We start from the raw sequence: 21,072 nt of genomic DNA on the forward strand, positions 1-21,072 counted from the left end.
TTATTTTACCCTGAGCTGCACGATAAAATAAGTCATAGCAAATCATGTGATTAACGAGACTTTTTATCTTTGGTAGTGAATTTTTTTGCACGATTGCGCTCACGCTGACGCAATTGCTGTGTTTTTGCCTTGGTTGGCGTGTCGCTCTTATTGGCGTATGGGTTGTCATTTTGTTTAAAGATGACATTGAGCGGCGTACCTTCAAGCTTAAATACTTGACGGAACTGGTTCTCTAAGTAACGCTGATAGCTCTTAGGAAGCGCACTGGTTTGATTGCCATGGATTACGATAACAGGTGGGTTGTGACCACCGATATGTGCATAACGTAGCTTAATACGGCGACCAGCAATAGTTGGTGGCGGATTGGCAGTGACAGCATCTTGCAAGATTTGCGTCAAGCGATTGGTAGAGACTTCAAACATTGAAGACTTATAAGCACGCAAGATAGATGGGTATAAATTACCCACACCAGTCCCATGTAGTGCTGATATCAAATGTACTTTTACATATGGGATAAAGTTAAAACGACGATCCATCTCAAGCTTAATATAGTCCCTTTGATCTGGCGTCAAACCATCCCATTTGTTGATCGCGACGACTAGAGCACGACCAGCATCAAGTGCATAGCCAATCATATGCAAATCTTGGTCAACAATACCTTCATGCGCATCAATGACAATGACAGTTACATTAGAGTCTTCAATCGCTTGCAAGGTTTTGATAACAGAGAATTTTTCTACTTTTTCATCGATTTTACCGCGGCGACGTACACCAGCCGTATCAATCAATACGTAGTCTCTGCCCTCACGCTGATAAGGGGATATAAATACTATCACGCGTCGTACCAGGCATATCGAATACCACCACTCGATCTTCGCCCAACAGACGGTTAACCAGAGTTGATTTACCAACGTTTGGACGACCGATAATCGCAAGCTTCAAACCGTTTGGCTCAACTATATTCTCTTGCTCAGGCATATCAGCCGTTAAGACTTCAAGCAAGTTGCCCACACCGCGACCATGACTGGCCGCCATCGGATACGGCTCGCCCAATCCTAACGCGTAAAACTCTGCTGGCGCTGCCTCGTGGACACCATCAACTTTATTGGCAACGACATAAACCGGTTTGCCTAGGGTATGCAAAAACTTGCCAATCTCAGCATCAGCACCAATCATACCAGCACGAGCATCAACGACAAATACAATGATATCTGCTTCGTGAATCGCAGTATGCGACTGCTCAGACATATAGTCATCGATATTACCGCTGCCGTCATCTGCTTCACCAATACCACCCGTATCCACAACGATGAATGACTTATCTTCATAAGTTGCATCACCGTATTGACGGTCACGAGTCAATCCCGACAAATCAGCAACCAATGCCTGCCGACTTTTTGTGAACTGATTGAATAAGGTGGATTTACCGACGTTTGGACGACCAATTAAGGCGACCACAGGCTTGATACTCATGGGTTACTCTCAGTGAAAGGCACAATGACGGACAGTACAATTATTCTTATGACCATTGATATAACAATAGTAACGAATAGGGCTGCACTTAACCGCAAATTAAAATGAATGATAAAACAATAGCAAAAATAGTAGCTAGCTATTTTTTGGCTAAAAAATAATTGGGACGACTAAATTATATATAGTATATATGGTTAACACATCGGTCGCATAGAGTACGCGAAAGCCTGTACTTAAACAAGCGATTTACACAAAGCACTAAACGCTGACTAAGCAGCGTTTGTGTTTTGTAGATAAAAACTCAGTGTACTGTTTTATCAGCGCGTTAACTGCCAGATAGCAACTTGTCCTGACGTGCTTTGAGTCATCAGGCGATTGCCTTGTACTTGCAAGTTCGTCAACGTCCCTTTGTCTGCACGCGGCTAACAATATTGCCAGTAGCAGGGTCAAATAAATGTACCACACCGTCAAAATCACCGACTGCAATATAATTGCCAATCATGACAGGATTGGTTAGGTCACGATAAGCCAGTGCCTCACTTTCCCACAATGTCTCGCCACTATTGCGATCATAGGCAACCACTTTACCATCTAGGCTAGTAGCAATCACTTGCTGAGGGTTGACAGCAAGTGCTTTTAAACTAGCAAGCTCATTGACAAACATCACTTGACGTGAGGCCAAATCAATACCCAATAGCTGACCACTATAACTAATCGCAAACAGCTGATTTTTATCCACGATAGGCTTGCCATCGACATCGCTCATGCGCTCAACTTCGCTGCTTCCAGACCCAATGCCAACACGTCTTGACCACTTTGGTAAGCCATTATCAACGGTGACTGCATGCAAACGACCATCAGCAGTCGCCAACAATGCCGTTTCATTATCTAGCAAAGTTGGTGCCGCACTACCGCGCACGCTGATCGCTGGTACTTGTGTCGCAAACTGCCACACTGATTCACCAGTCTGTAGTGATAAGCCATGCAAGAAGCCATCATTCGCTGATAATACCACACGATTATTACTGATAAGCGCTGGGGATAAAACCGACCCTGACAACTGCTGCTGCCAGCGTTTTGCGCCAGTCATAGTATCAAACGCCATTACTTGACCATTGCGAGTACTCACAACCGCTGTCTGACTCAGCGCATCCAACGCCACACCGCCTGTGATCTGATCACCGACGTTAACCGACCATAAGCGCTCGCCTGTCTGATTAAACCCTATCAGATCACCACCGCGTGATGCCGTAACGATTTGCCCATTGGCGTAACCAACTTGCAAATCTAGAGGGTCTTTCTTACTGGCTTTTTTGTTACCTACATCGGTACTAAATACTGGCTGGAGCACGTTGATCGGTTGCGCAATCTGTACCAATTTTACTGGGTCATTAACCACTGGCTTGATGCCGCGGTTACACCCAATCACTGCAGTGCTCATTACGGCAAGTACTGCCACATGCATGACTGTCTTCTTGATAGTCTGACTACTTAACGTAGTTTTTAACATTTTGCTAGAGCGAATAGATTGAGTCATTATATGTTCTCACTACAAATGAATTATTATTAATTGGTACATTGGCCAACAGCACATTAGTCATTATGACGTCGTATCAAAAAGCATTTAATCGATTGCTACTGCTCAATACTAGCTTAGTGATTTACCGAGCTTAGTAATTTACTGAACTTAGTGACTTACTGAGCAGCTTCAACGCTCGTATTTTCTGAGTTTTCAACCACTAATGGCTGCTCAGGAGTCGCTGATTCTTGGATAAGACTGGTGGGCTCAGCAATTGGCTCAGGAGTGATACCCAAGCTTTCCATCTTTAAGGCCAATACTGCACGCGTTTCTTGGCGGCTACGTAATAGCTCCCAAGCATTATTGTAAGACTTAATCGCTGATTCTTTGTTGTCTTGTGCCAAGTAGATATCACCCAGCAGCTCTTGCTGACTGGCTTCAAACGAGCTTGGCATATCGTTGTTGGCTTCTGACAAGGCCGCATCTGCATCGCCTGTCGCCAGTAACGTCTTGGCATAACGCAGCTGAGTGATTGCCTTTAGACCGGCATCGCCCAGATCGATTGCTAGCGCTTGCTTAAATGTCTCAGCTGCCGCCGTAAAATCATCATTATCGACCTGTTGGCGAGCTTTTATCATCAGCGCTTGCCAGGCATAAACTGATTCACCATGCGTACTGACTAAAGCATCAATATCTTTGTCTAGCTGTGTACGGCTCTGTACCAGCGACTCTTGTGCGTCGGCTTCTAGATCTGGATTTTGCGAAGCCAAGCTGACTTCTTCATTCAGTCGTTGGATATCGGCATATTGATCAGCGGCGACAGTATCTACTCGCGCATGGTTGTTCTGCCAGTATGTCCAGCCAAAATAAGCAGCCAGTGCCAACAAAATCGCAGTGACAATATAACTACCATACTGCTTTAACGCTTGCATGGAGTTGTCTGCATTCGGCGAATTGGGGGTCAGAGCCATATATATTTACCTGATAAAATGTACATTAAATTGCTGATGCCAAAATCAAAACTGCGGCGTTGCAAGACGATTATTTACGAGAAAAGTTATCTTTACTCGATAGCCAGTCTTGTGTGACAGTCTGCTGCTCACCCGTCTGCATGTCTTTAATACTGACGGTATTATCATCCAGCTCTTGCTGTGCGATGATGACTGTCAATGCTGCGCCGGACTTATCTGCCTTTTTCATTTGCGCTTTTAGACTCGTTGCACTTGCCATCTTCACGCGTACATCTGGACGACTATAACGTAGGTTTTGTGCGTAGCTGATACCTGCACTATAAACGTCAGGATGCGCCACGACAAAGACATCACAAGCGGGTTTGTCAGCAATCGGTGCCACGGCTTCCATCAGTAGCAATAAGCGCTCGAGCCCCATCGCAAAACCAATAGCCGGTTCAGATTTTACAGGTTTTTTATCTGACTTATCATCGTTTGTACCTATGGACTTTAATTGTCCAACCAGACCGTCATAACGACCACCAGCGCATACCGTCGCTTGACTGCCAAGCTTATCCGTTACCCACTCAAAGACCGTTTTATTATAATAATCAAGACCGCGCACCAGATGTGGATTAATCTCAAAATCGATACCAAGCGCAGTCAGATAAGCTTGAACTTGTTCAAAATGCGCCACACTCTCTGTACCCAAGAAGTCAGCAAGCTTTGGTGCGTCTGCTAATACTGCCTGCGTACTTGCCTCTTTACTATCTAAGATACGTAATGGGTTGGTCGTCAAGCGACGTTTGCTGTCTTCGTCTAATTGATCTTTTTTGTCCGTCAAATAGGCAACCAGCGCTTCGCGATAGGCATGGCGTTCATCAAGCTCACCTAGGCTGTTTAACTGTAAGTGCATCTCATCTTTTAGGCCCAGTTCTTGCCACATCAGATGCGTCATTGCAATCAGCTCAGCATCAGCGTCTGGTAGCGCACTACCAAAGCTTTCAACACCTAGCTGATGAAACTGACGATAGCGGCCTTTTGCGGACGCTCATAGCGGAACATTGGACCAACGTACCAAAGCTTCGGCGTGTCCCCACGCAATAAGTTATGCTCGATAACGGCACGTACTGCTCCTGCTGTACCTTCAGGACGCAAGGCCAAAGGCGTGGGTGGCTCAGATTTATCAGTGAAGCTGTACATCTCTTTTTCAACGATATCTGTCGCACCGCCAATCGCACGTGCGAATAGATCAGTTTGCTCAACGATAGGCAAGCGAATATGCTCATAACCATATCTACCAAGTACATCAGCCAATATCGCTTCTAGATGCAGCCACTTTGCTGATTGGTCAGGCAAAATATCATTAAACCCTTTAATAGCTTTAATCATGATACGGTCATGTCCTTAAAATTTAACAATTATGTCTATTATTGTTATCTACGTATTAACAAAAAAAATGTGCTGCCTACCCTTTGTTTTACACAGCAAAAAGCAGATACTTGCATTGCGACTTATTTTACGCGAATAATCTCGTTCTCACGCTTTTTCGCCAAATCTTCTGCATGGGCGCGAACCATACTTTCTATTTCATCGACTACATTGTCGGTATCGATAAGATGACTTTTTTGACCCATACGGTATACCAGTGATCTTGGTGCGGCACCAACGATACCGATATCTGCTTCTTTTGCTTCGCCTGGACCATTCACTTTACAGCCAATCACGGATAAATCCATTGGTTCACGGATGTCTTCCAAACGTGATTCTAAGGCCGTCATCACTTTAATCACGTCAAACTCTTGACGCGAGCAGCTTGGGCAAGCGATAAAGTTTACGCCATTTGAGCGGATATTAAGCGACTTTAAAATATCAAAGCCAATTTTGATTTCTTCTTCAGGCTCAGCCGCTAACGAGATACGAATCGTATCGCCAATACCGTCTAATAACAGACCACCAAGCGCAATGGCAGATTTGACAGCACCAGTACGGTAGACACCTGCTTCAGTGACACCTAAATGCAGTGGGTTATCAATCTGCGCTGATAGCAGGCGATACGCATCCAATGTCAAAAACACATTACTGGCTTTGACAGACACTTTGTATTGGTCAAAATTAAGACGCTCTAAAATGTCGATATGACGCATTGCTGACTCAAGCATCGCCTCCCCAGTCGGCTCAGTATACTTACGCTGAATGTCTTTTTCTAAAGAGCCTGCATTGACGCCGATACGAATAGGAATATTGTGATACTTAGCACAAGCAACCACTTCACGCACCTTGGCATCGCTACCGATGTTACCAGGATTGATACGCAAACAATCAGCGCCGGCTTCAGCCACTGCTAAGGCAATCTTATGATCAAAATGCACGTCTGCAACCAAAGGTACGCTCACCAATTTACGAATCTCGCCAAAGGCTTTGACGGTATCCATCGTCGGCGTTGATACGCGCATCAAATCAGCGCCGGCTTCTACGCAGCGCTCGATTTGGGCGACGGTTGCCGCCACATCGCAAGTGTCAGTGTTGGTCATGCTCTGTACGCTAATTGGCGCATCACCACCAATCGCAACATCGCCGACATAGATTTTTTTTGGTCAAACGGCGGTTAATAGGCGATGGCATTGACATAGATAAATCCTTAAATCAAAAATAGAAAAACCACAGGCTTGTATATATAAATGAGCTTAGACGTATAGTAGTTTTATTAAACGCTAGTAATCATGCTCGATAAGAGGCCAATGATGACTAAGGTACTAGCTCAAAGGTAGCTTGCTTATCCGTTGCATAAGTATCTAAAGCAACCGTTTCTTGATTGAGCATCAAGCTAACATTATCGATATTATCAATTTGTACACTAAATGGTGGCACGCCTGTTAGGTCATAGTCACCTGCCGTCTGTGAACCACTGATGAGACTATTACCCGATGCATCCGTGATGCTAACCACAGCATCATCGGTCAACTTCACGTTTAAAAAAGCCGTATCTGCACTGGCAGCACCTAAATTCAACGCAGAGCCAGACGCACCGATATCACTTGCATCATTGCTAATCGCAGCCCCTTGCGCTTGCTCAATAGCAGATACATCTTCAACAGTAGAGACAGGCTCTTGGCTATTTTCTTTACTCGCATTACTCACCATACGGAATAAAAATACTGCCAAGATAATGAGTCCAATCACACCGATGATCAATAGCGGATTAAAACGAATGCGATTGTGTGTATCGCGTTGCAGCGTGCCCATTGGTTGCAATGGTGTATCAGTATTATTGACCGATTTGGCTTTGAGTTCACTGGGGTAAGCGGCATCAAAACTACTCGCGATTTTGGCTGAGTCTAGGCCCAAATATTTGGCATAGTTAATAGCGAAGCCACGAGCAAATGCCGCTTGCGGTAATTCAGCAAAGTTTTCGCTCTCTAGTGCTTCTAGATGACGTTTTAAGATAAATAACTCGGCGGCTGCCTCTTCTAAACTGACTTGCTTCGTTTTACGGGCTTGCTGCAACGTGGCACCAAATGATCCCTGAGCGTTAGATTGAGTGTTTGATGATGGGGTGATCATTTCCATGGTGCCTCTGGATTGTTAAGCCAAGTCTTAAGTTGTTTCGCTTCGTCGCTCAATGGATAAGCGGATAAAAGCTGCTGTGCCAATTGCTGGCGAGTTGTAATGTTGTTTTGTGCTGCCGCAAGTTTGATACCTTGTAGGAGCAATCTAGGACTGATGCCCTGCCCTTGTACCAATATCAAGGTCTCGTCATACAAGCGCTGAGCCTGCGGTACTCGCTGCTGCTCAAGCAATAAATCTACCAGCTCAATATGAGCAATAATACTATTGCGATTGCCATCTAGGGCCCGCAAAAACGCTTTAGCAGCGGCACTATTGTCACCCAACTGAAGGTATGTACGCCCTAAATTCTCTAACGCACCGATACGGCCTTCATAACCTAATGAGGCGCCTGCAATCTCAAACTGCTCTGCCGCCTCACGATAGCGCTTCATCTGTGATAAATAAACACCGTAATTATTGTGTGCTTGCACAAAGTCTTTATCCAGCGCGATGGCTTTTTTAAAGTACTGATCGGCTTTTGCAAGATTGATGCGGCTGCCTTCTTGCTGCAACAAAACGCCCATCATATCATAGGCTGGCGCGTAACGGCTATCAGCAGCAAAGGCTTTTTTCGAGTTGACGCTGCGCCGTATCGAGCTCATTTTGCGGATATATTGTGCAGCAAGTGAGGTACGTACACGAGCAATTTCTTGCTGATCTAAGTTGCGGTCACCGCTGGGCTTCGTGGATGTCTGATAAGGCGCGATGCCTGACAAGTCATTGTTTGGTGTACTCTGACAGCCACTTAGCAATGATAATGCGAGTGCGGCAGCCAGTAATGCGCACTTCGGTGCAGTGACTCGGTTCGTCACCACACCTGCCTTTTTATAAAGGTTAAAAAATGGTTTTTGCTCTACCAACTGATAAAAATTTTTAGAAGTCATCATAGCCGCCATCATAAAACTGTGGTTCAATGCATTCGATCTTCGAGGCATCAGTTTAATAGATTTAGCCCCTATAAGTACAATTTAGTTGTTATTAATTGCTATGTTCTTCAATCTTGACCGTTATTGATACATTTTCATTACCGTTGCGACAGATAAAAGACAGCTAAGCTTCTTTTAGAACAGACGGATATTTATCCTGTCATATGCAAAACGTATCAAACATTTTCACGATCTTTGATGCTTTGTTGCCATGCAGCCGAGCGTCTGGTACGGTCAGCCACTTGTCCGACCAATTGACCACAAGCGGCATCAATATCATCACCGCGTGTTTGACGAATGGTGCAAACAAACCCAGCTTCACTCAGTATATTGCTAAACGCATGAATGCGGTTGTTGCTTGACTTATCGTACGACGCATGTGGGAACGGATTGAACGGAATAAGATTTATCTTACTTGGTAGCCCTTCTAATAGCACGACCAACTGATGAGCATGCTCATTGCTATCATTGACACCATCAAGCATCACATACTCAATCGTGACGTGCTTTTTATGACGCGGATTGACATCATAGACGTAGTTTTTTGCAGCGGCAATCAGCTCTTCTAGCGGGTACTTTTTATTAATTGGCACCAGCTCATTACGCAGTTCATCATTGGGGGCATGCAGTGAGATAGCCAGTGCTACATCGATATCTTGTGCTAGTTGGTACATTTTAGGTACCACGCCTGAGGTTGACAAGGTCACTCGACGTTTTGATAGTCCATAAGCGTGATCGCTCAGCATCAGCTCCATTGAGCCAACCACTGGTTTATAGTTTAATAATGGTTCACCCATGCCCATCATGACCACGTTGGTGACATTGTTTTCCCACAGGCTATGATCAACGTGTTCTAGACTATCATTGTTATCAGTCATATAAGAGGCATTGGCCACCCACAGCTGACCGATAATCTCAGCAGCGCTTAAATCACGCTCAAAGCCCTGCTTACCAGTACTGCAAAAACTACAATCTAGCGCACAGCCCACTTGTGAAGACACACACAAAGTCTTACGACCATTTAATTTACTGTCATCCGCTGGAATCAATACCGTCTCAACCAATGAGCCGCCCGTCACTTCAAACACCCATTTACGCGTACCATCATCACTATATTGACGATGAATCACTTTTGGTGGCGTAACGCAGGCATTGGCTGATAACTTATCCCGCAATGATTTGCTCAGATTGGTCATCTGCTCAAAGTCAGTGACTCCGTGCTGATATATCCATTTAATCACTTGCGTCGAGCGAAATGGCTTTTCACCGATACTTTTAAAGTAATCGGCAAGTTGCGACTGCGTCATCCCCTAATAGATTGGTCTTGGCCTGCGCCTCATCTACTATCTTGATACTAGCCGTCTTGTTGGTGGGTGTGTGTTGGATCGGTGATTGAACAGTGGACATAATAGGTAACCTTTTGGCATAAGCCATGAACGTCGTTATACAATTAAATGATGCATTGAGCAATCCGTTATGAGCGCAAAATTTGTCCTATATAGAATGCAAATAATTATCTATATTGACAATGTGCTGATAAAGGATTGATAACGCTAGTAAATCTAATAATGAGGCAAGCGCCTATGAATTTCAATAAGCAACGACACTGTTATTACATATAACAGCTAAAACGGCTTATACCCATAAGATATAAGCCGTCTCGCGATACTATTTATTAACAATCAATATTGCAAATAATAGCTGCTATTAACGCGTACGTGCACAAACTTCGTCTTCATTGAAGAAGTAGCTGATTTCACGTGCCGCTGATTCAGCTGAATCTGAACCATGTACCGCGTTTTCATCGATGCTGCTAGCGAAGTCAGCACGGATAGTGCCTTCAGCAGCTTCTTTAGGATTGGTTGCGCCCATGATTTCACGGTGCTTAGCGATAGCATTTTCGCCTTCTAGTACTGATACCAATACTGGACCTGAAGTCATGAATGATACTAGGTCGTTGTAAAATGGACGCTCAGCGTGCTCAGCGTAGAAACCGCCTGCTTTTTCGTCATCAAGTTGTAGCATTTTAGCGGCAACAATTTTTAGACCAGCTTGCTCAAAACGATCATAGATAGCACCAATGTGGTTGCCAGCAACTGCGTCAGGTTTGATGATAGATAAAGTACGTTCGTTAGCCATGAAAAGCTCCTAATGGATGAGTGGGTTAAAAAATTGAACTAAAATAAGAAATGAAATAGCAAAGAAGTCGCCTTATCACGAACCTCTCATTTTATCTCCGACTACTATATTGGCTTAGACTTATTGAAATGGTTCATGATTTATCAATATAAATATAAATTCAAGACAGACCAAAACAGAATTATTGCTTATCAAAACGTGAAAAGGACTCCACCTGATGTTAGGGTGGAATTGAATTTCGCCTAGCGTTTCGTTTATTATATTATATCTTTACACAAATAATATATTGAAATAAATTATTGTAAACTTTAGAGTTTATATTATATCAAAAAAATGAATCGGCGTTATGAAAATCAACAAAGCGTATAAATTTAGGCTTGAGCCTAATGCAGAGCAACAGATTATTCTAAATAATCTTGTCGGCTCTGCACGCTTTGTTTGGAATCAAATGCTAGCGATCTCATTTGAGATGTTTGCCAAAAATGAATTTATTAATGCCACCAACTTGGTTAATAAAATCATGGTTCTAAAGAACAATCCTGATTTTGACTTCTTAAGAACCCATGCCAATGCTGTGTCTTTACAACAAAAAGTACGTGATCTTGCCTCTGCTTGGTCACGATTTTTCGACCCTAAAGTTCATGCTAGGCTCAAAGAAAACAAAAGAAGTTTCGAAAACCCAAGTTTTTTAAGCTAAGTGATGGCACAGAGATTCAACTACGACAACTGATGCCAAGATTTAAACGTAAATCCGATGGCTGCGACTCAATCAGGCTTGTTCAGTTTGATAAATATTGCCGTGTTGAAGGTAATCGCGTCAAACTACCTAATGGCGTGGGCTTTGTAAAATTTAAAAAATCACAAGATATCATCGGCACCATTAAAAACGTCACCATCAGCAAGAAATCAGGTCACTGGTACGTGTCGTTTGGCACTGAGCGAGCATTATCTGAGAACCCAACTCACCCCTCCAAAAGCGCCATAGGTATTGATTTAGGTATCACTAAACTCATTACCACCTCAGACGGTCAATACATCAAACCCAAAAACAGCTTTAAAGCCAATCAAATTAAACTTGCCAAATTGCAGCGTCAATTAAGTAAGAAAGTAAAATTCAGTGAAAACTGGAAAAGGCAAAACCGTAAGATTCAAAAATTACACAATCACATCGCCAATATTCGCCATGACTACTTGCATAAAATCACCACCACAATCAGCAAAAACCACGCCATGATTGCCTGTGAAGATTTAAAAGTCGCCAATATGTCGAGATCAGCTAGCGGTACGATGGAGAAAAAAGGTCGGCATGTCAAAGCTAAATCAGCATTAAACAAATCAATCTTAGATCAAGGCTGGGGCATGATGGTTAATATGCTTGAGTACAAGCAACAATGGCAAGGCGGGTTGCAAACAGTTAAATAAAATATATACAAACCTACCTATTTATTACTATGATAGATAGATTATATCTATAATATAGAGAGCAAGTTATGGGGAAACTGGTTGGTATTGGGAGGCTGCCAAACATTTCGGGGTTGCTCAATCCACATTAAGACGTTGGGATGAGGATGGTACGTTAGTCGCCAAGCGAACCGAAAACGGGCATAGGCGATATGATTTAAGTGAAATCAGACCGCATTCCTTGAATACACCACCTAAATTAGACCGAAAAACCATTGCTTATGCTCGTGTGTCGAGTCGTGATCAAAAGACGACTTACTTCGCCAGTCTCAAGTTTTGGAACTTTATTGTGCCAGGCAAGGCTGGACTTTTGAGACGATTACCGATCTTGGTAGTGGAATGAATTATAAAAGAAAGGCTTAAAAGACCTGCTTGATGACATACTGAGCAATAAAGTTGAACGGCTGGTAATTACCCATCAAGACAGGCTTTTACGATTTGGTGCAGAACTGGTTTTCATGTTGTGTGAGGCTCGTGACGTTGAAGTGGTAATAATCAATCAAGGTGAAGAGTTGAGTTTTGAGCAAGAATTAGCCCAAGATTTATTGGAGATTATCACCGTATTTTCAGCGAGGCTATACGGCTCTTGCAGCAAGAAAAACCAACAATTAATAGAGGCGGTTAAAAAAGCATTATGATCCGTGGACACATTATCGAACTCAAGCCAAACAACGTACAGGCAAATCACCTTGCTCGTGCTTGTGGCGTGGCGAGAAAAAGCCTACAACTGGGCTTTGCATGAGTGGCAGCGGCAGTATGCGCTTGACAAAGCGTACCGTGATGCGTGTTTGGCCGCAGGCGTTGAGGTTGATACTAAAAATCTAAACAAGCCCTCACAGGCGAAGCTCAGACGCGAATTGAACGCCATTAAGCGTGAATTATTCCCCCTATATGCTGGAAGTGACCAAATGCGCTCCGCAGGCGGCAATCATGCAGTTGGGTGATGCTTATAACAACTTCTTTAAAGGCTTAGCGAAATACCCAACCGCTCGTAAAAAAGGCCGTGACGATAGATTCAGTTTATCCAACGACCAATTTGCCATTAAAGGTAAATCCATTCGTATCCCAAACTTGGGCTGGGTTCGCTTAAAAGAAGCTTTACGTTTTGACGGCAAGATCATGTCAGCCACCATCTCTAAACGTGGCGGTAAGTGGTTTGTTAGTGTGGCTGTTGAAATACAAAAAGCTGTAATTCCTACTAAAAAGACAGGTAAAAGCGTTGGTGTTGATCTTGGTATTACCGACTTACTGGTTTTATCAGACGGCACTAAAATTAAAGCGCCAAAACCACTTCAAGCAAACCTTAAAAAACTAAGAACGCTAAACAAAGCGCTCAGTCGCACTAAAAAAGGCAGTAAAAACAGAGAAAAAGCGAAAACCAAGCTCTCTCGTTTGCACTATAAGATCAGGTGTATTAGGCAAGATTCTCTCCATCAAATCACAACAAGTCTGGTTAATGAGTTCGATGTGATTGCGATTGAGGATTTGAATGTCAAAGGTATGGTTAAGAACAGGCGGCTATCAAGAGCTATCAGTGACTTGGGTTTCTTTGAGTTTAAGCGACAGCTTATCTACAAAGCCACTGAGCAAGGCAAGGTTGTGAAATCAGTCGGACCCTTCTACCCAAGCTCAAAAACCTGTTCAAACTGCAATCATATCCTTGGTAAAGATGAGCTAACATTGAAAATGCGTGAGTGGTTGTGCCCTAACTGTCAGGTTTCTCATGACCGTGACCTCAACGCCAGCATCAATATTTTAAATAACGCGACTGTTATTTTAACAGCTGCATAATCCTGTTTATTGGACGGTGAGTTCCATCGCCAATTAAAAAAGTCTGTGGAGTCGTGGTCAGTCTAAATCTCAAATGAGAAATAGCGCGTGACAATGAAGCAGAAAGAAAACGTCAAACCTATCTAATAGTCAATATTGGCTAGGTTTGAGTAAGATTTTGGAACGGTTGCTCATTAAGGTAAACCCACGTTACACCAGCCAAACCTGCTTTGAATGCAAGCATATTGCCAGGAGAAATAGACGCACTCAAGCAAACTTTGAGTGCGTCGAATGCAGGTATGTTACGAACGCAGATGTTAATGCGGCTCGTAATATATTAGCGGCAGGACATGCCGTTTTGTCTGCGGAGGGAGGGATGCGTTAAAGGTCGCCCTTTGAAACAGAAAACTTGTGACCTTCGTGAGAAAGCCACCTAAGAGCTTATGCTTTTAGAATTCCCCACTTGAGCTTGGCGAAAGTGGTGGAAGTATGTCAATATAATGATTAAGCGTATAAATGATAGGATTAATTTATGGCGATAACTTACACAAAGATAAATTGAGCAAGGTTTTACCGCTCATCAATCTTCTTATTTACCAAAAATAAAACCCCAATGTTTGGCATCAGGGTTTTGTAAATAAAACAGACAATATCTTTATAACCAATTAAGCATCATACGGATCGCGTAATACAATCGTTTCTTCACGGTCAGGACCGGTCGAGATGATATCAACTGGGCAACCAATCAATTCTTCGATACGTTTGATGTAAATTTTAGCGTTTTCTGGTAGGTCATCATAGCTTGTGATACCAACGGTTGACTCGCTCCAGCCTTGTAGGGTTTCGTACTTAGGCGTTACTGACTCATAGAACTCAGCATCATGTGCGCCTGCACACTCAGTCTCAGGCAGGTTGTAGCCCACACCAATGAGCAACTCTTCAAGACCATCTAGTACGTCAAGCTTGGTCAGGCAGATACCTGACATAGAGTTCAGTACCACTGCACGGCGTAATGCCTCAGCATCAAACCAGCCACAGCGACGCGCACGACCAGTTGTTGCACCAAATTCGTGACCGACTTTGGCTAAGTGAGCACCAACATCATCGAACAATTCGGTTGGGAATGGACCACTACCAACACGCGTGGTATAAGCCTTGGTGATGCCCAATACATAATCTAAGTACAATGGACCGATACCTGTCCCCGTTGATACGCCACCAGCGGTTACGCTTGAGCTGGTCACAAACGGATAAGTACCATGATCGATATCAAGTAGGGTACCTTGCGCACCTTCAAACATTAGGTTTTTGCCAGCCAGACGCAATTGGTTAAGGTCTTCGGTGACATCAGTAACCATGCCATTAATCTCATCGCGCCACTCTTGGCAAAGCTTGTACGTCTCATCAAAGTCAATCGCGTCAACTTTGTAATACTCAGTTAATTGAAAGTTGTGATACTCAATCAAGTTACGTAGTTTTTCTTCTAGATCTTCACGGAACAAGTCAGCAAGCTTGATAGCACGGCGTGCGACTTTGTCTTCGTAGGCAGGGCCGATACCGCGACCTGTTGTACCAATTTTGCCGCTGCCGCGCTTGGCTTCACGAGCTTGGTCAAGGGCCACATGATAAGGCATGATAAGTGGGCAGTTGGAGAGATACGTAGACGCTCACGTACTGGTACGTTGTTGTCTTCCAACTCTTTCATCTCTTTGAGCAATGCATCAGGCGCTAACACTACGCCATTACCGATAAAGCAAGTAACGCCTTCACGCAAGATACCTGATGGAATCAAATGCAAGACCGTGGTTTTGCCATCGACAACTCAACGTGTGACCAGCATTATGACCGCCTTGGAAGCGAGCTACTGCTGAGGCTTTTTCGGTAAGTAAATCAACGATTTTACCCTTACCTTCGTCGCCCCATTGGCTACCCAAGACTACAACATTCTTACCCATGATCAATCCTTACCTTTATGTATTGAGGTGTGTGCAATAAAAGCTAAAAAATTAAAGTGACTTTATTGACTGTATCTTTTTATCTAACGAACAACATAGCGTTTTAATAACTGGTGCTTGATGCGCGTGTGTTTCACAAATGACTCATTAAACCGTTTGTAGCTGCCACTGATTGTCAGCAAAACTTAAGCGATGAGTGACGTCATTTGGGATGTCCTGTGCGTCTAGTGGCATGGTGACGCGATAGCCTTGCTGACGTAGACTCTCAACTTGTTGTAAGAGTGTCTGCATCTCATCTTCGTTGGCATTGTTTATAGCAGCAAAATCAACTAGTACTGTGGTTGGTGCATCAAGCTGCGTATTCGCCAGCAAGCGACTAACATCCATACTAAAGCCTGTGGCAGCACGAAGTGTTTGCGTCTGGCTTTGCATACCGTCAAAACGTCCGCCGCGTACTAGTGGCTGCGTCTCACTATTAATATAACCGTTGAACACGATACCTGTATGATAGTGGTAGCCTGACAACTCTGTCACATCGATACTGACTGGGCACTGCCAGTGATTTTCTAAATAAGATTTGAGGCGTTGTAACTCATCGACAGCGGCCGCGATTTGATCGTCTTGTTGAGCTGTGTCTGACAATTTAGATAATAAGTTTGCAATATCATGACCAAAGCGTGCCAACACATAAAAATCATCGCCCATCGGCAAGTCTCGGCAGAGACGCTTAAGCTCTGGTAGGTTTTTATTGGCGTACAAGTACATCAATTGCTCAGTGGCGCTGTCTGGCAACTCAGCCAATTCGGCTAAACGCTTAAATATCGCCACATGACCCAAATCAATATGGAGCGCTGCACTTATATTGAGTTTATTGACCATGGTAAACAACACATCGATCAACTCAATATCTGCTGCCAGTGATGCACAGCCAAATATCTCAGCACCTAGCTGCAATGGTGTGCGTGAGCCAAACAATCCTGATGGCAGGGTATGAATCACATCACCGACATAGCAATAACGAGCAATCCCCGTACCGCCATGATGCGCATCAATACGCAAGATCTGCGGAGTAATATCAGCACGCACGCCCATTAGACGGCCCGTCAACTGATCGATAATCTTAAAGGTTTGACGTTTCAGATCTTCTGATGCATCACTCAGCAAAGATTCAGTAAACTCAATCATCGGCGGACAAACCAGCTGATAACCATGAGTGATAAGCTGCTCAATCAGTTGATGTCTAAGCACTTCTTGCTTATGGGCATCTTCAAACAGGACATCGACCACCCCATCAGGCAACAGCCAGCTATTGGCAACATCGCTGCCAAAGTTACTCAAGTACGGCATGCTATTAGATGCAGTACTGCTTTTGGCAGACTGAGTCACTGTTTCACTTGGAGGGTTTTTGCTGGGCAGGTTTTGCAGAATCAGAACTAACAGACACAATAAATCCTTGTTTGGCGTATCGCTTACCAAAAACGCGGTACTGATGCGGTACTCAAAGGTTGTTTTACCAAGTATTGACGCCGAGTGTTTTTATTTTTAACGCGCAACATCATTGACCCAATTATTTATAAACAAACCAGGTGACTTTAAGAGGGGTGAGTAATAAGTATAATTTGGAATGATAAGACGAGTATCTTCATGCGCTAAAAAATTGCGACCAATAATCAAGGCACTTTATGCTTTAGTTTAGCATAGCACTCAAGGTTCGCCTAGTGACAATTAGCCACAATCCGCATCTAATTACTGTCTAAATGCTTCTCATTAGTACGGTAGAGGCAGCCGTTGACACTCATATATTCAGCTCGGCATTGACTGACCACAATAGCGTTTATTTTTTGTTATACATACACTGATGAGCGTGATTACGGCAGCGTTATCAATACCGACTCATGGTACACTAACACATATTTTTATCTCGGAAGCCTTATGTCATCTGATTACCACCCAAACCCTGCCATCAACCAAACCAATGTCTTAGGTACAGCGCTTGCCAGCTGTTGCTTCGACCCTATCACTGGCTATTATCGCAATGGCTTTTGTCATACGGGCAACCATGATGTTGGTCAACATACCGTTTGTGCCAAGATGACCAGTGAGTTTTTAAACTTCTCAGCCAGTCGTGGCAATGACCTTATCACCCCGCTACCTGAATATAACTTTGCCGGTCTCAAGCCTGGTGATTACTGGTGTATCTGCGCCCTGCGTTGGGTCGAAGCACTAGATTTTGACATTGCTCCGCAGATAAAACTAGAAGCTTGCCACGAGAGCCTATTGGCATTGGTAGATATCGACACGCTAAAAAGCTATGCATTGTAAAAGGTTGTTCATAGATAGTGCGATCAAATGATAATGGCTTTGCTTAAGACAAGTTTTGATTCTTGCAGCTGTTTATTATATGACAGGGAGGGTGTGTGGAAAACGACAACAACCAATTAATCAAAAAAACGGCTCACATTGCACCTGACTCTAATATGAGCCACATTTATGCCAATATGAATGACAGGCATCTCTACCTAGATGACGATGACAGCTATATCTACGGCGATGCTGAAGCCACGACTCAGGATACCATCGAGACCATGACGGTCTACGATCCTGACTCTGAGCGCTATGAAGATATTGATTCATCAAGTAAAGACGAAGTGGTTAATTGCTATGCGTATTCGCGAAAAACAGGCGAAAATCTAGACAAAATCGCCCTTACTGATGTGAGCCGTGCGCTGAGTAATAATGGTCAGTTTATTTGGCTCGGTCTTTACGACCCCAGCCTAGAGACCATGGTCAAGGTGAAAGACGCCTTTGATCTACACGAATTGGCGATTGAGGATGCCTTTGCTGACCACCAGCGAGCCAAGGTAGAGAACTATGACAATGATATGGTCTTTGTCGTGATACGTACGGCCAAACTCGAAGACAACGTCATTCGTTATGGTACGACTGCGATATTTATGGGCAAAAACTACCTAATTACGATTCGTAATGGTCCGTCAAACTCCTATGCGCCTGTACGCGAGCACTGTCATCGTCGCCCAGAAAAGCTACGCATGGGTCCCATATTTGTACTCCATGCCATCCTCGATTTTATCGTTGATAACTATATGCCGATCACTGATCGATTGGGACGATATTTGCGTGAGCAAGAGCGTTATGTCTTCACCTATGAATTTGATAAAGGCACATTAAAAAATCTGTATCAGCTCAAATCACAGCTGGTACATATGCGCGCTATCATCCTACCCGTGCAAGACATCTGTAGCTTCTTTATCAATCATAAAAAAAAGCGAGATAGTCTCAGGGTTTTCTCAAGCAGCCAAGCCATATTTTCGCGATGTCAATGATCATCTCCTGCACTCATTGGATGCCATTAATGGTCTTAATGAGATGCTAAGCGTGGTCATGAACACTTATATGGCCATGGTCAATATGGGACAGAACGAAGTCGTTCGTAAACTTGCCGCCTGGGCGGGTATCCTTACCGTCCCAACCGCTATCGCTGGTATTTACGGTATGAACTTTGATTTTATGCCCGAGCTGCATTGGAAATACGCTTACTTCGTTATTATGATAATCATCATCGCTCTTTGTAGCTTCTTGTATTACAACTTTAAGCGACTCAAATGGCTGTGATAACTCATTCATGCATAAAAAAAGGCTACCACTGGTAGCCCTTTTTTATGCTGATCGTCAATCATTATTCACGGCGGTGCTTGGTATGGCTGTCTGGATCTTGCGCATTATCAGGCAGTATAGCCTTGACCGTTAAATTTGCATACTGTCTATCAAGATTGTCTTCTGGGCGACCAAATGTTTTTGCCGTCCAAGTGAGTATGACAATAGCCCCACTCAATAGCATGATTGCCACAGAAATGGTGGCCAGCAACCATAGATGAAAATAATCTGACACTGCCTGCACATCAACCACTAGATGTCGTGATAAAGCCGTTATGGCAATAAATATCAAAAACTGTACGGGCAGACGATGGGTTTTAAAGTAAATCCCTATCATAGCCAGCAGCTCAAGATAAATGAATAGCATCAAAATATCTTTTAAATCCGCTGAGCCTTTTTGGACAATATAGATAAACTCTTTACCTGCCGTCCAGACCACCACCACGCTGATTAAAAATAAGATAACGTAATGACAGACATCGACAAACTCTCTACCAATACCTTGTAGTCGCTCATGAATACCTACATCTTTTTTAGCCATTTTTAGGTCCTATCAACGAAGAGGGTGGTTGATTTGCCTGACTCTATCAATCAGGCCCCTTTATCTATCGGCAATCAGCACTCACATGGCTATTTTCTAGCTAATACCCAAACCTGCTGATTTTTCAGCCGCATCGACTGTCTGGCGAATAAGCGTGTTGATGGTCATTGGGCCGACACCGCCTGGCACTGGTGTATACGCACTAGCAATGTTTTCCATGCCTTGCATTTCGATATCGCCAACACCGCCGTTATCCGTTGGATGGAAACCAGCATCAACAACTACCGCACCTTTTTTGATCCAAGCGGCTTTGATCAGCTCAGGCACACCTACAGCACCAACTACAATATCGGCGCGCTTAATATGAGACTCTAAGTCTTGCGTTCTTGAATGACAGATAGTCACCGTACAGTTCGCATTCAATAGCATCATTGCCATTGGTTTACCCAAAATAGCACTACGTCCTACGACCACAGCCTCCAAACCCGCAAGCTCGATATTATGATGCGCGAGTAAATGCATAATGCCTTGCGGTGTGCATGAGCCGTAAGCGGATTGCTGCATCGCCATACGACCAAAACCAAGACAAGTCACACCATCGACGTCTTTTGCCAAATCGATTTGCTCAAAGCAAGCACGTTCATCGATATGCTCAGGGACAGGGATGCTGTAACAAAATACCGTGTACGTCTGGATTGCTGTTTAGCTCATTTATCTTTGCCATGAGCTGCTCAGTGGTCGTGGCGCTTGGCATCTCAACACGTATAGAGTCCATGCCAACACGCTTGCAAGCGTTGCCTTTCATACGGACATAAGTGGCAGAGGCTGGATCGTCACCAACCAATATCGTCGCTAAGCTTGGGGTGCGTCCCGTTTTATCTTTGATCGCATCCACGCGCGTGCGTAGATCCTGTTCTATTTGTTTGGCAAGTGCTTTGCCGTCCAAAACGGTGGCGGACTCGTGGGCAATAGACATAGTAACTCCAATAGAGGATACGATATAAAAAAATAAAGACAGCGCGTGCAAGTACTTTGCATGCCTGTCTTTTAACTT

12 protein-coding genes and 9 pseudogenes are annotated in these 21,072 nt (G+C 43.9%); 8 read left to right on the plus strand and 13 right to left on the minus strand.

The features are described 5' to 3' along the window. Nucleotides 1-50 precede the first annotated feature (50 nt). The 9 genes and pseudogenes from der to ndk all read right to left on the minus strand — a co-directional run bounded on the left by der (nucleotide 51) and on the right by ndk (nucleotide 10,616). Nucleotides 51-1,473: pseudogene (gene der, locus PKHYL_RS12280) on the minus strand (ribosome biogenesis GTPase Der). Between the two features lie 397 nt (nucleotides 1,474-1,870). Next, nucleotides 1,871-3,010 (minus strand): outer membrane protein assembly factor BamB, encoded by a 1,140-nt coding sequence (bamB, locus tag PKHYL_RS12285; RefSeq protein WP_240365304.1) that lies wholly within the window; start codon nucleotides 3,008-3,010, stop codon nucleotides 1,871-1,873. 158 nt (nucleotides 3,011-3,168) lie between these two features. Continuing rightward, nucleotides 3,169-3,963: a YfgM family protein gene (locus PKHYL_RS12290; RefSeq protein ID WP_240365305.1), complete on the minus strand. Its 795-nt coding sequence runs from the start codon at nucleotides 3,961-3,963 to the stop codon at nucleotides 3,169-3,171. 70 nt (nucleotides 3,964-4,033) lie between these two features. Beyond that, a pseudogene (hisS, locus tag PKHYL_RS12295) lies at nucleotides 4,034-5,334 on the minus strand (histidine--tRNA ligase). A 122-nt stretch (nucleotides 5,335-5,456) separates the two neighbouring features. Beyond that, nucleotides 5,457-6,573: pseudogene (ispG, locus tag PKHYL_RS12300) on the minus strand (flavodoxin-dependent (E)-4-hydroxy-3-methylbut-2-enyl-diphosphate synthase). Nucleotides 6,574-6,690: 117 nt separating this feature from the next. After that, entirely contained in the window at nucleotides 6,691-7,512 is an 822-nt protein-coding gene (locus tag PKHYL_RS12305; protein WP_320157875.1) for a helix-turn-helix domain-containing protein, read from the minus strand. Continuing rightward, entirely contained in the window at nucleotides 7,503-8,438 is a 936-nt protein-coding gene (locus PKHYL_RS12310) for a tetratricopeptide repeat protein (protein ID WP_240365306.1), read from the minus strand. Before PKHYL_RS12310 ends, PKHYL_RS12305 begins: the two co-directional genes overlap by 10 nt. A 215-nt stretch (nucleotides 8,439-8,653) precedes the next feature. Next, nucleotides 8,654-9,884: pseudogene (gene rlmN / locus PKHYL_RS12315) on the minus strand (23S rRNA (adenine(2503)-C(2))-methyltransferase RlmN). Nucleotides 9,885-10,184: 300 nt separating this feature from the next. Then, on the minus strand, nucleotides 10,185-10,616 hold the full coding sequence (ndk, locus tag PKHYL_RS12320) for a nucleoside-diphosphate kinase (protein ID WP_058025095.1): 432 nt from the start codon (nucleotides 10,614-10,616) through the stop codon (nucleotides 10,185-10,187). 346 nt (nucleotides 10,617-10,962) lie between these two features. Between ndk and PKHYL_RS18215 the strand changes: the two are divergent. From PKHYL_RS18215 to PKHYL_RS12355, 6 genes and pseudogenes are all read left to right on the plus strand, one after another. After that, nucleotides 10,963-12,023, plus strand: a pseudogene (locus PKHYL_RS18215) (RNA-guided endonuclease InsQ/TnpB family protein); the annotation flags it as partial. An 83-nt stretch (nucleotides 12,024-12,106) separates the two neighbouring features. Beyond that, nucleotides 12,107-12,715: pseudogene (locus tag PKHYL_RS12335) on the plus strand (IS607 family transposase). Beyond that, complete coding sequence (locus tag PKHYL_RS12340; RefSeq protein ID WP_240365309.1) at nucleotides 12,712-12,819, plus strand: helix-turn-helix domain-containing protein; 108 nt, start codon at nucleotides 12,712-12,714, stop codon at nucleotides 12,817-12,819. Before PKHYL_RS12335 ends, PKHYL_RS12340 begins: the two are co-directional and overlap by 4 nt. Beyond that, the gene (locus PKHYL_RS12345; protein ID WP_240365310.1) at nucleotides 12,779-13,021 is read left to right on the plus strand and encodes a hypothetical protein; all 243 of its coding nucleotides are present in this window, start codon (nucleotides 12,779-12,781) and stop codon (nucleotides 13,019-13,021) included. Before PKHYL_RS12340 ends, PKHYL_RS12345 begins: the two co-directional genes overlap by 41 nt. Next, complete coding sequence (locus PKHYL_RS12350) at nucleotides 13,008-13,868, plus strand: RNA-guided endonuclease InsQ/TnpB family protein (RefSeq protein WP_240365311.1); 861 nt, start codon at nucleotides 13,008-13,010, stop codon at nucleotides 13,866-13,868. The genes PKHYL_RS12345 and PKHYL_RS12350 overlap by 14 nt, the downstream gene beginning before the upstream one ends. Before the next feature lie 166 nt (nucleotides 13,869-14,034). Beyond that, nucleotides 14,035-14,232, plus strand: a complete 198-nt coding sequence (locus PKHYL_RS12355) for a transposase (RefSeq protein WP_240366532.1) — start codon at nucleotides 14,035-14,037, stop codon at nucleotides 14,230-14,232. Between the two features lie 280 nt (nucleotides 14,233-14,512). Here PKHYL_RS12355 and PKHYL_RS12360 read toward each other — a convergent pair. Both PKHYL_RS12360 and PKHYL_RS12365 read right to left on the minus strand, forming a co-directional pair. Further along, a pseudogene (locus PKHYL_RS12360) lies at nucleotides 14,513-15,802 on the minus strand (adenylosuccinate synthase). 147 nt (nucleotides 15,803-15,949) lie between these two features. Further along, nucleotides 15,950-17,149: an ATP phosphoribosyltransferase regulatory subunit gene (locus PKHYL_RS12365; protein WP_442966158.1), complete on the minus strand. Its 1,200-nt coding sequence runs from the start codon at nucleotides 17,147-17,149 to the stop codon at nucleotides 15,950-15,952. 585 nt (nucleotides 17,150-17,734) lie between these two features. Between PKHYL_RS12365 and PKHYL_RS12370 the strand changes: the two genes are divergently transcribed. Both PKHYL_RS12370 and corA read left to right on the plus strand, forming a co-directional pair. Further along, nucleotides 17,735-18,124, plus strand: a complete 390-nt coding sequence (locus PKHYL_RS12370; RefSeq protein ID WP_058024362.1) for a DUF2237 family protein — start codon at nucleotides 17,735-17,737, stop codon at nucleotides 18,122-18,124. Between the two features lie 155 nt (nucleotides 18,125-18,279). After that, nucleotides 18,280-19,435 (plus strand): annotated as a pseudogene (corA, locus tag PKHYL_RS12375) (magnesium/cobalt transporter CorA). A 64-nt stretch (nucleotides 19,436-19,499) separates the two neighbouring features. Here the strand turns inward: corA and PKHYL_RS12380 are convergent. Next, nucleotides 19,500-20,018 carry a phosphate-starvation-inducible protein PsiE gene (locus PKHYL_RS12380; protein ID WP_240365313.1) on the minus strand — a complete coding sequence of 173 codons (519 nt, stop codon included), beginning with the start codon at nucleotides 20,016-20,018 and terminating at the stop codon, nucleotides 19,500-19,502. A 96-nt stretch (nucleotides 20,019-20,114) separates the two neighbouring features. Then, nucleotides 20,115-20,994 (minus strand): annotated as a pseudogene (folD, locus tag PKHYL_RS12385) (bifunctional methylenetetrahydrofolate dehydrogenase/methenyltetrahydrofolate cyclohydrolase FolD). Nucleotides 20,995-21,072 lie beyond the last annotated feature (78 nt).

It is taken from the genome of Psychrobacter sp. KH172YL61, from assembly GCF_007182895.1.
Taxonomy (GTDB): domain Bacteria; phylum Pseudomonadota; class Gammaproteobacteria; order Pseudomonadales; family Moraxellaceae; genus Psychrobacter; species Psychrobacter pacificensis.

Bases quoted from the DNA above. Each gene is read 5' to 3' on its own strand.
- PKHYL_RS12370 (WP_058024362.1), top strand. From the start codon at position 17,735: ATGTCATCTGATTACCACCCAAACCCTGCCATCAACCAAACCAATGTC.
- PKHYL_RS12365 (WP_442966158.1), bottom strand. From the start codon at position 17,149: ATGCCGTACTTGAGTAACTTTGGCAGCGATGTTGCCAATAGCTGGCTG.
- bamB (WP_240365304.1), bottom strand. From the start codon at position 3,010: ATGACTCAATCTATTCGCTCTAGCAAAATGTTAAAAACTACGTTAAGT.
- PKHYL_RS12290 (WP_240365305.1), bottom strand. From the start codon at position 3,963: ATGGCTCTGACCCCCAATTCGCCGAATGCAGACAACTCCATGCAAGCG.
- PKHYL_RS12380 (WP_240365313.1), bottom strand. From the start codon at position 20,018: ATGGCTAAAAAAGATGTAGGTATTCATGAGCGACTACAAGGTATTGGT.
- PKHYL_RS12310 (WP_240365306.1), bottom strand. From the start codon at position 8,438: ATGATGACTTCTAAAAATTTTTATCAGTTGGTAGAGCAAAAACCATTT.
- PKHYL_RS12305 (WP_320157875.1), bottom strand. From the start codon at position 7,512: ATGGAAATGATCACCCCATCATCAAACACTCAATCTAACGCTCAGGGA.
- ndk (WP_058025095.1), bottom strand. From the start codon at position 10,616: ATGGCTAACGAACGTACTTTATCTATCATCAAACCTGACGCAGTTGCT.
- PKHYL_RS12340 (WP_240365309.1), top strand. From the start codon at position 12,712: ATGATCCGTGGACACATTATCGAACTCAAGCCAAACAACGTACAGGCA.
- PKHYL_RS12350 (WP_240365311.1), top strand. From the start codon at position 13,008: ATGCAGTTGGGTGATGCTTATAACAACTTCTTTAAAGGCTTAGCGAAA.